Genomic DNA, 12,331 nt, shown 5'->3' with positions numbered 1-12,331 from the left:
ACCGGGTCGAGGACGAAGGTCCCACACGGTTGCGCGCCCACGCAGGGGTCGTCGTCGGTGGGACGCGAGTGGAAGGTTCCCCGTGCACCCGGTTCCCCCCCGCCGCACCCGGCACGCTGTCGTCGCCGTGCTGGCCACGGCGCTCGTGCTCGTGCTCAGCGGCTGCTCCGAGTCGGTCCAGCGAGGCTGGCTCCCCGGCTACTCCGACCAGGAGGTCACCGACCAGACCGGTCGCGTGGTCTCGCTGTGGGTGGGCTCGTGGATCGCCGCGCTCGCCGTCGGCGCCATCACGTGGGGCCTGATCCTGTGGTGCGTCGCGGTGTACCGCAAGCGCAAGGACGACAACACGCTGCCGGTGCAGCTGAGGTACCACGTCCCGCTCGAGATCATGTACATCCTGCTGCCCGTGGTGATGGTGGGCGTGCTCTTCTACCACACCAACGAGGACACGCTGGCGCTCCAGGACACCTCGGCAGAACCCGACGTGAACATCCAGGTCGTCGGCAAGCAGTGGAGCTGGGACTTCAACTACCTCGACGAGGACGTCTACGAGACCGGGCAGCACGCCCAGGACATCGGCGGCGACGCCGCCGAGCTGGGCGAGCAGGTCACGCTCTACCTGCCCGTCGACCAGCGCGTCGAGTTCACGCTCGACTCCCGCGACGTCATCCACTCCTTCTGGATCCCCGAGTTCCTCTACAAGCAGGACATGATCCCGGGCCACACCAACACGTTCCAGGTCACGCCGACGCGTGAGGGCGTGTACCGCGGGAAGTGTGCGGAGCTGTGCGGCGAGGAGCACTCCTCGATGCTGTTCAACGTCGAGGTCGTGTCCCAGGAGGAGTACGACGCCCACATGGAGGAGCTGCGTGAGCGTGGCCAGACGGGCGTGCTCGGCCTCGAGTACAGCCGGCAGCAGGACCTGAACGACGTGGCGGAGGGCGAGCACTGATGGCGGCGCACACCGAGGTCATCCCCGGCCTGTCGCCCCGGCGGCAGACGCTGGGACGAACGGTCGTGAAGTGGATCACCTCCACCGACCACAAGACCATCGGGTACATGTACCTGATCACGTCGTTCGTGTGGTTCGCGATCGGCGGCATCCTCGCGCTGCTGATCCGTGCCGAGCTGTTCCAGCCCGGGATGGACCTATTCCAGTCGAAGGAGCAGTACAACCAGGCGTTCACCATGCACGGCACGATCATGCTGCTGCTGTTCGCGACGCCGCTCTTCGCGGGCTTCGCCAACATCATCATGCCGCTGCAGATCGGTGCCCCGGACGTCGCGTTCCCGCGCCTCAACATGTTCGCGTACTGGCTGTACCTGTTCGGCGGCCTCATCGCCGCCGCCGGGTTCCTCACGCCCCAGGGCGCGGCGTCGTTCGGCTGGTTCGCGTACGCGCCGCTGTCGAACCAGATGTACTCACCCGGCCTCGGGGGAGACCTGTGGGTCTTCGGCCTGGCGCTGACCGGCTTCGGGACCATCCTGGGTGCGGTCAACTTCATCACCACCGTCGTGACGATGCGCGCACCGGGCATGACGATGTTCCGGATGCCGATCTTCACCTGGAACATCCTGGTGACGTCGCTGCTCGTCCTCATGGCGTTCCCGCCGCTGGCCGCCGCGCTGTTCGCGCTCGGAGCGGACCGGCGCCTCGGCGCGCAGGTCTTCAACCCCGACAACGGCGGGGCTCTGCTCTGGCAGCACCTGTTCTGGTTCTTCGGGCACCCGGAGGTGTACATCATCGCGCTGCCGTTCTTCGGCATCGTGAGCGAGATCCTGCCGGTGTTCAGCCGCAAGCCGATCTTCGGCTACAAGGGGCTCGTCTACGCGACGATCGCCATCGCGGCACTCTCCGTGACCGTGTGGGCGCACCACATGTACGCCACCGGTGCGGTGCTGCTGCCGTTCTTCGCCTTCATGACGATGCTCATCGCGGTGCCGACAGGAGTGAAGTTCTTCAACTGGATCGGCACGATGTGGCGCGGCAAGCTCACGTTCGAGACGCCGATGCTGTGGTCGATCGGCTTCCTCGTGACCTTCCTCTTCGGTGGTCTGACCGGCGTCATCCTGTCGAGCCCGGCGCTGGACTTCCACCTGTCCGACACCTACTTCGTCGTGGCGCACTTCCACTACGTCGTCTTCGGCACGGTCGTGTTCGCGATGTTCGCCGGCTTCTACTTCTGGTGGCCGAAGTTCACGGGCCGCATGCTCGACGAGCGACTCGGCAAGATCCACTTCTGGCTGCTGTTCGTCGGCTTCCACATGACGTTCCTCATCCAGCACTGGCTCGGCGTGGTCGGGATGCCCCGCCGGTACGCCGACTACTCGCCGGCCGACGGGTTCACGTGGATGAACCAGGTCTCGACCGTCGGCTCCGCGATCCTCGCCGCCTCGACGCTGCCGTTCCTCTGGAACGTCTACGTCACCTGGCGCAACGCGCCGCGCGTGACGGTCGACGACCCCTGGGGCTACGGGGGCTCGCTGGAGTGGGCGACGAGCTGCCCGCCGCCGCGGCACAACTTCACGTCGCTGCCCCGCATCCGTTCCGAGCGTCCCGCGTTCGACCTGCACCACCCCGAGGTCGCGGCGATGGACCACGTGGCGCCGGAGGACCCGGGTCCGCTGGACTGGGCACCGCAGCAGAGCGGTGAGCGCGAGCTCGCCGAGGAGCGCGTCGCCCGGGGGACGGGTGAGGAGCACCAGTCCTCGGCGACGGTCGTCGAGGACGACATCGAGGACGTGCGCGATCGGCGCGAGGGGGACGAGCGATGAAGATCGAGGCGAAGCTCTTCCTGTACGGCGTCCTCTTCTTCTTCCCGGTGGGCCTGATCTACGGCCTGTGGAGCGACGGCGAGGCGGTCGGTACCGTCGGCATCCCCCTCGTCGGGGGTCTGGTCGGCATGATCGGCGGCTACTTCGCGCTGCTCGCCCGTCGCATCGACGCCCGCCCCGAGGACGACGAGCTCGGCGAGATCGAGCAGGGCGCCGGCAACCAGGGCACGTTCAGCCCGTGGAGCTGGTGGCCGCTGGTCGTGGCCCTCGGTGGCTCGGTCGCCTTCCTCGCTCTGGCCGTCGGCTGGTGGCTCATGATCCCGGCCGCGGTGCTGGGCGTCGTGGGGCTGGTCGGCTGGATGTTCGAGTACTCGCGCGGTCAGCACGCGCACTGAGGTCCGGGCCCGCCGAGGGTCGACCCACGAGGACGGTCCGTCACCGCAAGGTGGCGGGCCGTCCTGGTCCCGTTGTGGCCCGCGGCCGCCCCCGTGGTGCCCGTCCGCTGCGGCCCGCTCGTCCGGCCGCACGCTGCCGCTGGCGCCGCACCGCGCCGTCCCCGGCCGCCACCGGTGCTTCGGGTGCCCCAGGTCCCGCTCGCGGTCCTGCGAGGGCTCCTGCGCGTCGTGGCGCGGAACGACCGCGGCCGCCCTCCCCGCGGGGAGAGCGGCCGCGGTCGGACGGACGGGTCGACGTCAGGCTGACGCGACGATGAGCCCGGCGGTCTGGGTGCGGGCCCGCGCGAAGCGCTCGGCGGCGTCGGCCCAGTTCACGATGTTCCACCACGCCTTGATGTAGTCCGCCTTGACGTTGACGTAGTCGAGGTAGAACGCGTGCTCCCACATGTCGAGCACGACGATCGGCACGAGCCCCAGCGGGTAGTTGCTCTGCTGGTCGTAGAGCTGGAAGATCGCCAGCTTCTGGCCCACGGAGTCCCAGCCGAGGATCGACCAGCCGGAGCCCTGGATACCTGCCGCGTTGGCGGCGAAGTGCTTCTGGAACGCCTCGAACGAGCCGAAGAACTCGTCGATCGCGGCGGCCAGCTCACCGACGGGCTTGTCGCCGCCGTCGGGGGAGAGGTTCTCCCAGAAGACCGAGTGGTTGACGTGCCCACCGAGGTTGAACGCGAGGTTCTTCTCCTGGAGGTTCACCGTCGCGAAGTCGTCGGACTCGCGCGCCGCGGCGAGCTTCTCGAGCGCCGTGTTCGCGCCCGCGACGTACGCGGCGTGGTGCTTGTCGTGATGCAGCTCCATGATCCTGCCGGAGATGTGCGGCTCGAGCGCCGCGTAGTCGTACGGCAGATCCGGGAGCGTGTAGTCAGCCATCTCGTACCTCTCCTGCGTCGATTGGCGGCTGCCGAGGCAACCGCCCGGAAACGCCGTCGCGGTGCCCGGCCATCCGGCCGGACACCGCGAACGGTCGTCTGTCAGGTCAACTCTGGTCCAGGATCACCTGTTCCGCGTGTCGGGACCTGTCTCATCCTGCGGGCGCAGCCGCGTGCCGCCACCCGTGGGGGCGCCCTCGGAGATCAGCTGAGCCGGTGCCTTCTCCTGGTCGGAGCCCAGGGCGTCGTGCTCCCCGTGGGAGTGGGAGGCCTCGAGCTCGGCCGGGGTGACCGGCTCCACGCGGTCCTCGTAGAACGCCTGCGAGAGCCGCTGGCGCATGCGGTCGAGGCCGTAGCCCTTGCGGCGCACACCACGCGAGTCCTCCGCCGGCTCGATCTGGATCGGACGGATCGCGTCGTGCTGCACGCGAAGCCAGCGCTCGTGCGGGTCGAGCGGCTTGTGCACCTCGATGTACTCGCCGGACGCGAACCGGACGATCTGACCCGTCTCGTGCCCGTGCAGGACGAGCTCGCGGTCCTTGCGCTGCAGCCCCAGGCAGATGCGCTTCGTGATGACGAACGCCGCCCAGGGGGCCAGGAAGAACAGGAACCGGAAGACCCACGTGATGTCGTTGATCGACAGGTCGAAGTGCGTCGCGAGGAGGTCGTTGGAGCCTGCCAGGACCAGGATGAAGAACGCCACGAGGACGGAGACGCCGAACGCCGTGCGGAACGGTCGGTTGCGGGGCCGGTCCAGCACGTGGTGCTCGCGCTTGTCGCCGGTCGCGAACGCCTCGATGAACGGGTAGAGCGCCAGGAGGCTGAACAGCACACCCGGGACCACGACCGCCGGGATGAGGACGTTGAGCGACAGCGTGTACCCGTCGGGGCCGAACAGGACGTACTCCGTCTGCCCCGGCATGAGGCGCAGCGCGCCCTCGAGGAAGAGCATGTACCAGTCCGGTTGCGCACCGGCGGACACGGGCGAGGGGTCGTACGGTCCGTAGTTCCAGACCGGGTTGATCGACATCGTGGCCGCCATGAGGGCGATGACGCCGAACACCACGAAGAAGTAGCCACCGGCCTTGGCGACGTAGATCGGGAACAGCGGGTACCCGACGACGTTCGCGTTGGTGCGGCCCGAGCCCGGGTACTGCGTGTGCTTGTGCAGGACCACGAAGAACAGGTGCAGCGCGACCAGGGCCAGGATCAGCCCGGGCACCACGAGGATGTGCAGCGTGAAGAGCCGCGGGATGACGTCGTGCCCGGGGAACTCGCCGCCGAAGATGAAGTACGACAGGTAGCTGCCCAGGATGGGGATGGAGCGGACCACGCCGTCGGTGATGCGCAGGCCGTTGCCGGACAGCACGTCGTCCGGCAACGAGTAGCCGGTGAAGCCGGCGGCGAGGCCGAGGATCATCAGGACGAACCCGACGACCCAGTTGAGCTCACGCGGCTTGCGGAACGCGCCCGTGAAGAACACGCGCATCATGTGCGTGACGATCGCCGCCATGAAGATCAGCGCCGCCCAGTGGTGGATCTGCCGCATCAGCAGACCGCCCCTCACCTCGAACGACAGGCGCAGCGTCGAGGCGTAGGCCTCCGACATCTCCACACCGTGCGCCGACGGCCAGGGGCCCTCGTAGTGCACCTCGGTCATGCTCGGGACGAAGAACATGGTGAGGAACACGCCGGAGATGAGCAGCGTGATGAAGCTGTAGAGCGCGATCTCGCCCAGGAGGAACGACCAGTGGTCGGGGAAGATCTTGCGCGCGAACTCCTTGACCGCGGTCCCGATGCCGGTGCGCTGGTCGAGGTAGTCGGCGGTCGCCGCGGCGGCCTTGCTGCCGCCGGTCGGTGCGGTCGTGGTGCTCATCGCAGCCGCTCCCAGAAGCTCGGACCGATGGGCTCGTGGAAGTCGCTCTGCGCGACCAGGTAGCCCTCGTCGTCGACGGTGATCGGCAGCTGGGGGAGCGGCCGCTTGGCGGGACCGAACACGACCTTCGCACTGTCGGCGACGTCGAACGTGCTCTGGTGGCACGGGCACAGCAGGTGGTGCGTCTGCTGCTCGTACAGGGCCACCGGGCATCCCACGTGGGTGCAGATCTTCGAGAAGGCGACGATGCCGTCGTACGACCAGCCCTCGCCCTGCTCGGACTTGATGTCCCGGGGGTCCATGCGGACCAGGAGGACGACGGCCTTGGCCTTCTCGTCCAGCGGTGCCTCGGACTCGTCGAGCCCCTCGGGGATCACGTGCACGACCGAGCCGATGGTGACGTCGGCGGCCTTGATGGGGCGGCCGCTCGGGTCGATCGTGAGCTTCTTGTTCTTCGCCCACAGTGTGCGCTTGAACTTCGAGACGTTCCAGTCCTCGCCGACCTCGCCGATGAGCGGCAGCGCGATCGTCAGCGGGAAGAGCGCGAGCGAGGAGACGAGAGCGCCCTTGAGGACGCCGCGGCGACCGATCCCGGAGTCCTGCGCACCGTCCCGCAGGACCTGGAGGGCCTCGGCGCGGGTCTGGTCCGTGCTGCGCTGCGCGTGCCGGTCCTCGGCCTTCTCGTGGTCGTTCATGAGCGACTTGGCCCAGTGGACGGCCGCGAGACCGATCCCGAGCAGCGCGAACGCGAGGCCGAGACCGAGCGCGAGGTTCGACGTGCGCATCGACGCGATCGTGTCGCCCGGGGGGAGAGCGAAGTAGGCGGCGATGAAGCCGATCGTCCCGAGCACCGACAGTGCGAACAGGGCGACGACCTGGCGCTCCGCACGCTTGTCGGCCCGGGGGTCGACGTCCGCGCGACGCGGGCGGTGCGGCCCGAAGCCCGGGTTGGGGAACTTGTCGGCGGCGTCCTCGCCCTGGCGCAGGGCGACGTCCGAGCCGGCGGTGCCGTTCTGCTCGGGGGCGTCCTGGCCCTCGTGGCCGTGGCCGTGGGTCATGCTCACGAGGACCTCGCTCCGATCCAGACTGCTGCGCCGATGAGGAGCCCCATGCCGATGACCCAGGCCCACAGGCCCTCGCTCACCGGTCCGAGGCTGCCGAGGCTCAGACCGCCGGGCGCGCCCTGGCCCTGCAGGTCGAGGAAGGCGATGATGTCGCGCTTCTCCTCGGACGTGAGGGTGGCCTCGTTGAAGACGGGCATCGACTGGGGTCCGGTGACCATCGCCTCGTAGACGTGGGTGGGCGTCGTCTCCCAGAGGTTCGGTGCCCACTTGCCCTCGGAGAGCGCACCGCCGGCGCCGACGGCGTTGTGGCACATCGCGCAGTTGGTGCGGAACAGGGCCATGCCGTTGGCGGGGTCGCCGAGCGAGCCGTCGACCTGCTCTGCCGTCGGGACCGACGGGCCGGCGCCGAGCGAGGCGACGTAGGCGGCCAGCGCCGCGATCTGCTCCTCGTCGAACTGGGCCGGCTTGGCCGGCGCCTGCGGGCCGTTCATCTGCAGCGGCATGCGGCCGGTGCCGACCTGGAAGTCCACGGCGGCGGCGCCGACGCCGACGAGCGACGGGACGCCCTCGCGTCCGGTCGCCTCCGGGCCGTGGCACGTGGCGCAGTTGGCCTGGAACAGCTTCTCACCGGTCTCCACCTCGTCCGCCGTCGCCGCAGCGGGTGCGGCGTCGGCGGAGGTCGGGGCCAGCACTGCGTACAGCGCGCCGGTGAGCAGCAGCGCCAGCAGGAGCAGCACGACCGGCGCACGCCGGTCGTGCCTGCGGGCTGCGAGTGCCTTCACGGATCGGTCCTCGTCTCGCATGTCGGGGGTGTGCGGGGGTGGAACGTGGCACCGGGCCGCCGGAGCGGTCCGGTCGGCGTCATCTGATCAGGTAGATGACCGCGAACAGCGCGATCCAGACGACGTCGACGAAGTGCCAGTAGTAGGAGGTGACGATCGCTGTCGTCTCCTCGTGGTGCGTGAACCGCTTGGCCGAGAACGAGCGGCCGAGCAGGATGAGGAAGGCGATGAGACCGCCGACGACGTGCAGGCCGTGGAAGCCGGTCGTCAGGTAGAAGACCGAGCCGTAGGCCGAGGAGGAGATCGTCAGGCCGTGCTCGACCAGCTCGGCGTACTCGAAGATCTGCCCGCCGATGAAGAAGGCGCCCATGACGTACGTCAGGGTGATCCACTCGTTCATGCCCCAGCGCCAGAACTGGAGCAGCGAGCCGCTGCGCACCGGCTGGAGCCGCTCGGCGGCCCACACGCCCATCTGGCACGTCACCGACGACAGCACCAGCACGGTGGTGTTGGCGAACGCGAACTGCAGGTTCAGCTTCTCCGTCTGCAGCGCCCACTCCTCGGGCACCGCGGCGCGCACCGTGAAGTACATCGCGAAGAGACCTGCGAAGAACATGAGCTCGCTGGCGAGCCACACGATCGTCCCGACCGACACAGGGTTCGGTCGGTTGACGGTCATGTGGGGGACAGGGCGCGAGGCAGCCGTTGCGGTCGACACGTTCGCCATTATGGCTGACCTGGGCGCCGCATGGGTCGTTCGACCCACGGCGGCACGTTGGGATATGTCACATCGTCACTTTCCGTGGACCCGCGTCCGCCCCCGGCGCGCGCAGGGCGGGCGTCCGGCCCCCGCGGGCCCGGCGACGTGCCAAGATGCCCCTTGCACGTCGACGATGAGTGAGGGGCACCATGAGCACCGCGAACCCGGCGGCCCGCGCGCCGCGCATCCTGCTGTACAGCGACGACGTGGACGCGCGCGACCAGGTACGTCTCGCGGTGGGGCGTCGCCTCGGCCGCGGCGAGCCGGACATCGAGTGGATCGAGGTCGCGACCGCGGACGCCGCGATCGCGGTGGCGGACGCGGGCGGTGCGGACGTGCTCGTGCTCGACGGCGAGGCCGACAAGGTCGGCGGGCTGGGGCTGTGCCGCCAGCTCAAGGACGAGGTGTACGAGTGCCCGCCCGTGCTCGTCCTGACCGGTCGCCCGCAGGACGCGTGGCTCGCGTCGTGGTCCAACGCCGACGCGGTCGTCAGCCGGCCCCTGGACCCGGTCGTGCTGCACGCCGCCGTCGCGGACCTGGTGCACGCGGTGACGGCGCGGGGATGACGCCCACGACCACCTGGTCCGACCTGCTCACGTCGCTGGTCCGCGGCCAGGACCTCGACAGCGCCCGCGCGGCGTGGGCGATGGACCGGGTGATGAGTGGCGAGGCGTCCCCGTCGCAGGTCGCCGGGTTCCTCGTGGCGCTGCGCGCCAAGGGCGAGACCGTCGATGAGCTCGCCGGGCTCGCGGACATGATGCTGGAGCACGCGCACCGCTTCGTGGTGCCGGGTCGTGCCGTCGACATCGTGGGGACCGGCGGGGACCGCCTGCACACCGTCAACATCTCGACGATGGCCTCGCTGGTCGTCGCCGGGACCGGCCTGACGATCGTCAAGCACGGGAACCGGGCGGCGTCCTCGTCGACCGGCACGGCCGACGTGCTCGAGGCCCTGGGCATCCGGCTCGACCTGCCGCTCGACCGCGTCGCGGCGCTGGCGACCGAGGTGGGCATCACGTTCTGCTTCGCGGGGGCGTTCCACCCCGCGATGCGGCACGCCGGCGTCACGCGCCGCGACCTCGGGATCGCGACCGCCTTCAACTTCCTGGGGCCGCTGACCAACCCGGCGCAGCCGCAGTCCAGCGCGATCGGCGTCGCCGACGCGCGCATGGCCGGGCTCATGGCCGGCGTGCTGGCGGCCCGTGGGCGCTCCGCACTGGTGTTCCGCGGGGAGGACGACGGCCTCGACGAGGTGGCAGCGACCGGGTCGACCCGGTTCTGGGAGGTCCGTGCGGGGGAGGTGCGCGAGGAGGTCGTCGACTGGACGACCGTCGTCGGCGTCGAGCCCGTGACGATCGAGCAGCTGCGCGGCGGGGGTGCGCAGGAGAACGCCGCGGTCGTGCGTGGGCTCGTGGCCGGTGAGCGCGGGCCGGTGCGCGAGACGGTGGTGCTCAACGCCGCGGCCGCGCTCGTCGCGGACGGCACGCTGCCGGGCACCGCGGACGGCACCCTCGTGGAGCGGATCCTGGCAGGGGTGACCCACGCCGAGCGCTCGCTCGACGACGGCGCCGCCGCGGACGTGCTCGAGCGCTGGCGCGCCGCGGCCGCCGCCTGACGGCCGCGCGCCGGGCGACGCGTGCGGCGCTCAGTCCTCGAGACCGAGCGAGAACGCCTCGTCGAGGTCGTGGCGCGAGTACGCCCGGAAGGCGATGTAGGTCTGCGTGCGCAGCACGCCCTCGACCTTGCTGACCTTGTCGGCGATCACGTCGGCCAGCCGGTCGTGCTCGCGCACGCGGACCATGGCGATGAGGTCGACCTCCCCGGTGACCGAGTAGACCTCGCTGACGCCCTCGATGTCCGCGGTCGCCGCGGCGACCTCGGGGATGCGGGCGGCGTCGCAGTCGATCAGCACGATGGCAGTGAGCATGGCTGCCATCATGCCGTGCGCCGCGGCGCCGTGGCGGTGCTCGGCGGCGCGTCGTCGAGCAGGGGCGCACGTGGGGCGACGAGATCGAGGGTGACCGCCGCAGCGGCGTCGCGCACCGACTGCGCCGAGCGCGCGGGGGACGACCACTCGCCGTCGAGCACGACGAGGCGCACCCCGGGCTGCTCGAGCCACGCCAGGACGAGGTCCGTCTCCTCGGGGTGCGCCGCGGTGGCGGGGGCGACGGGTGCCGTGACGTGCTCGCCGCCGGCCCGCAGGCTCGCCACCACGGGCATGGGGTCCGTGCGCCTGTCGACGACGGCGGTGCCGGCGAGCCGGCCGTGGCGCACCAGCACCAGCTCCCACCCGCCCTCGTCGGTCCGGCGCGCCGCCACGAGCTCGCGGCACGCCCCGGCGCGGGTGTGGCGCTGCGCGCGTCCCGCCCCCCGGACGAAGGCGGTCAGCCGGTCGCGGACGCCGGCGGCCTCCTCGAACCGCTCCTGCGTCGCGAGGGTGCGGATGCGGGCCGCGTGTGCCTGGGCGACCGCGCGCGGGTCGCCCGTCATCGCGTCGCGCACGGCCGCGGCCACGGGGGCGTACCCCGCCACGTCCTGCCCGCCGACGCACGGGGCACCGCACCGTCCGACCTCGGCGAGCACGCACGCGTGCGCGCCCGGCGCGGGCTGCGCCGGCAGCCGGCCCGTGCACTGCCGCACCGGGAAGGTCGCGTGCAGGGCGTCGACCGCCTGCTGGGCGAGCGTGCGGGACGCGAACGGCCCGATGTGCGCCGCGCCCTCACGCACGTCACGCACGACCGACAGCCGGGGGAACGGCTCGTCCGTCAGGCGCACCCACGACATGCGCTCGGGCGCCCGGGAGCGTCGGTTGTAGCGAGGTGCGTGCTCGGCGATGAGGCGCAGCTCGCGGACGCGGGCCTCGAGCGGCGAGGCGCAGACCACGGGATCGACCCGGACGGCGAGGCGCACCATCTCCGTCATGCGCCCGCGCTTCTCGGACGAGGTGAAGTAGCTGCGGACGCGGCGCCGCAGCGAGGTCGTCGACACCCCGACGTACAGCACCTCCTCCCGGGGGCCGCGGAACAGGTAGACGCCGGGGGAGTCGGGCAGACCGTCGGCGAGGCCGCTGCGCCGCCGGACGTCGGCCGGCACGGGATCCGTCGCGGTCGCGAGGTCCTCGAGGTGCGTCACCCCCAGGGGTGCGAGCCTCCCGAGCAGCGCGTGGAGCACGTCGACGGTCGCCCGCGCATCGGCGAGCGCACGGTGGTTGGGCGTCTCGACCGCCCCGAACAGCGCAGCGAGCGTGGACAGCTTGTGGTTGGGCGCCTCGTCGCGCAGGACCACGCGCCGCGCGAGCCGGACGGTGTCCACGACCTGGAAGCCGGGCCACGGGCGGTCGCACCGGGCCGCCGCCGCGCGCAGGAAGCCCACGTCGAACGGCGCGTTGTGCGCGACGAGCACGGCACCGCGGGCGAACTCGAGGAACCCCGGCAGGACCTGTGCGATGGTCGGGGCGCCGATCAGCATCGACGTCGTGATGCCGGTGAGGACCTGGATGAACGGCGGCACGGGCCCGCCCGGGTCGACGAGCGTCTGGAACTCGCCGAGGACCTCACCGCCGCGGACCTTCACGGCGCCGATCTCCGTGATCGCGTCGTCGCCCGGGCGTCCGCCGGTGGTCTCGAGGTCGACGACCACGAAGGTCACGTCCTGCAACGGCGTCCCGAGCTCGTCGAGGGCCACCTGGACCGGCGTCGCGCCCGGCGCCGGTGCGGTCACCTCGGGCGGACGCAGGCGACGCGGGCTGGGCAT

The 12,331-nt window shown here is 70.9% G+C and carries 12 protein-coding genes; 5 read left to right on the top strand and 7 right to left on the bottom strand.

Features of this window, described 5'->3' with window-relative positions:
* The first annotated feature begins 82 nt into the window (after window positions 1-82).
* The 3 genes from ctaC to KKR89_RS10540 are packed head-to-tail and all read left to right on the top strand — an operon-like array spanning window position 83 to window position 3,170.
* Window positions 83-952 (top strand): aa3-type cytochrome oxidase subunit II, encoded by an 870-nt coding sequence (ctaC, locus tag KKR89_RS10550; protein ID WP_208195306.1) that lies wholly within the window; start codon window positions 83-85, stop codon window positions 950-952.
* The gene (ctaD, locus tag KKR89_RS10545) at window positions 952-2,775 is read left to right on the top strand and encodes an aa3-type cytochrome oxidase subunit I (RefSeq protein ID WP_208195305.1); all 1,824 of its coding nucleotides are present in this window, start codon (window positions 952-954) and stop codon (window positions 2,773-2,775) included. The genes ctaC and ctaD overlap by 1 nt, the downstream gene beginning before the upstream one ends.
* Complete coding sequence (locus KKR89_RS10540) at window positions 2,772-3,170, top strand: cytochrome c oxidase subunit 4 (protein ID WP_208195304.1); 399 nt, start codon at window positions 2,772-2,774, stop codon at window positions 3,168-3,170. Before ctaD ends, KKR89_RS10540 begins: the two co-directional genes overlap by 4 nt.
* Before the next feature lie 297 nt (window positions 3,171-3,467).
* Here the strand turns inward: KKR89_RS10540 and KKR89_RS10535 are convergent, their stop codons facing one another.
* The 5 genes from KKR89_RS10535 to ctaE all read right to left on the bottom strand — a co-directional run bounded on the left by KKR89_RS10535 (window position 3,468) and on the right by ctaE (window position 8,545).
* Entirely contained in the window at window positions 3,468-4,097 is a 630-nt protein-coding gene (locus KKR89_RS10535) for a superoxide dismutase (protein WP_191779895.1), read from the bottom strand.
* Between the two features lie 123 nt (window positions 4,098-4,220).
* Window positions 4,221-5,972, bottom strand: coding sequence for a cytochrome bc1 complex cytochrome b subunit (qcrB, locus tag KKR89_RS10530; protein WP_208195303.1), 1,752 nt, complete (start codon window positions 5,970-5,972; stop codon window positions 4,221-4,223).
* Window positions 5,969-7,030, bottom strand: a complete 1,062-nt coding sequence (qcrA, locus tag KKR89_RS10525) for a cytochrome bc1 complex Rieske iron-sulfur subunit (RefSeq protein ID WP_243882398.1) — start codon at window positions 7,028-7,030, stop codon at window positions 5,969-5,971. The genes qcrB and qcrA overlap by 4 nt, the downstream gene beginning before the upstream one ends.
* Before the next feature lie 2 nt (window positions 7,031-7,032).
* On the bottom strand, window positions 7,033-7,818 hold the full coding sequence (gene qcrC, locus KKR89_RS10520; protein ID WP_208195302.1) for a cytochrome bc1 complex diheme cytochrome c subunit: 786 nt from the start codon (window positions 7,816-7,818) through the stop codon (window positions 7,033-7,035).
* Window positions 7,819-7,897: 79 nt separating this feature from the next.
* Window positions 7,898-8,545: an aa3-type cytochrome oxidase subunit III gene (gene ctaE, locus KKR89_RS10515; RefSeq protein WP_208195301.1), complete on the bottom strand. Its 648-nt coding sequence runs from the start codon at window positions 8,543-8,545 to the stop codon at window positions 7,898-7,900.
* Between the two features lie 182 nt (window positions 8,546-8,727).
* Here ctaE and KKR89_RS10510 point away from each other — a divergent pair, with 182 nt between their 5' ends.
* Together KKR89_RS10510 and trpD are read left to right on the top strand one after the other, a co-directional pair.
* Window positions 8,728-9,144: a response regulator transcription factor gene (locus tag KKR89_RS10510; RefSeq protein ID WP_208195300.1), complete on the top strand. Its 417-nt coding sequence runs from the start codon at window positions 8,728-8,730 to the stop codon at window positions 9,142-9,144.
* Entirely contained in the window at window positions 9,141-10,193 is a 1,053-nt protein-coding gene (gene trpD, locus KKR89_RS10505; RefSeq protein ID WP_208195299.1) for an anthranilate phosphoribosyltransferase, read from the top strand. Before KKR89_RS10510 ends, trpD begins: the two co-directional genes overlap by 4 nt.
* A 30-nt stretch (window positions 10,194-10,223) precedes the next feature.
* Here trpD and KKR89_RS10500 read toward each other — a convergent pair whose 3' ends face one another.
* Together KKR89_RS10500 and KKR89_RS10495 are read right to left on the bottom strand one after the other, a co-directional pair.
* Window positions 10,224-10,505 (bottom strand): Lrp/AsnC family transcriptional regulator, encoded by a 282-nt coding sequence (locus tag KKR89_RS10500; RefSeq protein ID WP_191779883.1) that lies wholly within the window; start codon window positions 10,503-10,505, stop codon window positions 10,224-10,226.
* Between the two features lie 8 nt (window positions 10,506-10,513).
* Window positions 10,514-12,331 carry a DEDD exonuclease domain-containing protein gene (locus KKR89_RS10495; RefSeq protein WP_208195298.1) on the bottom strand — a complete coding sequence of 606 codons (1,818 nt, stop codon included), beginning with the start codon at window positions 12,329-12,331 and terminating at the stop codon, window positions 10,514-10,516.

Origin of the sequence: Cellulomonas dongxiuzhuiae, from assembly GCF_018623035.1 — a bacterium.
GTDB lineage: Bacteria > Actinomycetota > Actinomycetes > Actinomycetales > Cellulomonadaceae > Cellulomonas > Cellulomonas dongxiuzhuiae.
The sequence above is the reverse complement of the archived record's forward strand: the minus strand, read 5'-3'. Positions and strand labels throughout refer to the sequence as shown.

Bases quoted from the DNA above. Each gene is read 5' to 3' on its own strand.
- qcrB (WP_208195303.1), bottom strand. From the start codon at position 5,972: ATGAGCACCACGACCGCACCGACCGGCGGCAGCAAGGCCGCCGCGGCG.
- KKR89_RS10535 (WP_191779895.1), bottom strand. From the start codon at position 4,097: ATGGCTGACTACACGCTCCCGGATCTGCCGTACGACTACGCGGCGCTC.
- KKR89_RS10495 (WP_208195298.1), bottom strand. From the start codon at position 12,331: ATGCCCAGCCCGCGTCGCCTGCGTCCGCCCGAGGTGACCGCACCGGCG.
- qcrA (WP_243882398.1), bottom strand. From the start codon at position 7,030: ATGACCCACGGCCACGGCCACGAGGGCCAGGACGCCCCCGAGCAGAAC.
- ctaD (WP_208195305.1), top strand. From the start codon at position 952: ATGGCGGCGCACACCGAGGTCATCCCCGGCCTGTCGCCCCGGCGGCAG.
- KKR89_RS10510 (WP_208195300.1), top strand. From the start codon at position 8,728: ATGAGCACCGCGAACCCGGCGGCCCGCGCGCCGCGCATCCTGCTGTAC.
- KKR89_RS10540 (WP_208195304.1), top strand. From the start codon at position 2,772: ATGAAGATCGAGGCGAAGCTCTTCCTGTACGGCGTCCTCTTCTTCTTC.
- ctaE (WP_208195301.1), bottom strand. From the start codon at position 8,545: ATGGCGAACGTGTCGACCGCAACGGCTGCCTCGCGCCCTGTCCCCCAC.
- trpD (WP_208195299.1), top strand. From the start codon at position 9,141: ATGACGCCCACGACCACCTGGTCCGACCTGCTCACGTCGCTGGTCCGC.
- KKR89_RS10500 (WP_191779883.1), bottom strand. From the start codon at position 10,505: ATGCTCACTGCCATCGTGCTGATCGACTGCGACGCCGCCCGCATCCCC.